Annotated in this window: 1 protein-coding gene; it reads right to left on the bottom strand. The window is 41.1% G+C overall.

What is annotated here, in order from left to right:
• The coding region (locus HC176_RS15910; protein WP_167919979.1) for an RNA polymerase sigma factor at window positions 1–408 on the bottom strand (408 nt) is incomplete at its 3' end.
• Window positions 409–547 lie beyond the last annotated feature (139 nt).

Genomic DNA, 547 nt, shown 5'->3' with positions numbered 1-547 from the left:
ACCATCGAGCACGTAGAGGTTGAAAACCTGCCGGTACCTTGCAGGCAGCTGTTGAATGATCTCGAGCAAATAATCAACAGATACTTCATCTTCATCAATTTCAATTTCCGGCTCCTTGTAATGGTCTTCCCTAATTATTTCAAAAACTGTTTGTGTTCTATATTTTTGAAGGCATGTGTTGATGACGATCCTCTTCATCCAACCTTCGAACGATCCTTTGTTCCGGTATTGAGACATACTTTTAAAGATCATCAAAAATGAATCCTGCATGTTGTCTTCTGCCTGCTGATAGCTGGCGGAATACTTAAGGCAAACAGGAAATAATCTATGCGCAAACATCTTGTAAAGCTCTTCCTGGGCTTTTATGTCCTGCTTTTTACATTTTCGTATGAGTTGTTTGATGCTCAAGCTTCAATATTTAGGTGCTGTTGAAAAAATGTGGCTCTAAAGCCGGTTTTCTAAAGCGCTTCCTCTGCCGGGGAGCAGCTTCAGGAGTTCTAAATATAGGAATTTCAGCCGGTTCTGCAACAAAAATCACACTGGCCTG

The sequence above is a fragment of the Tamlana crocina genome (assembly GCF_012037625.1).
Note: the sequence above shows the minus strand (reverse complement) of the source record. Positions and strands in the feature narration are given on the sequence as shown.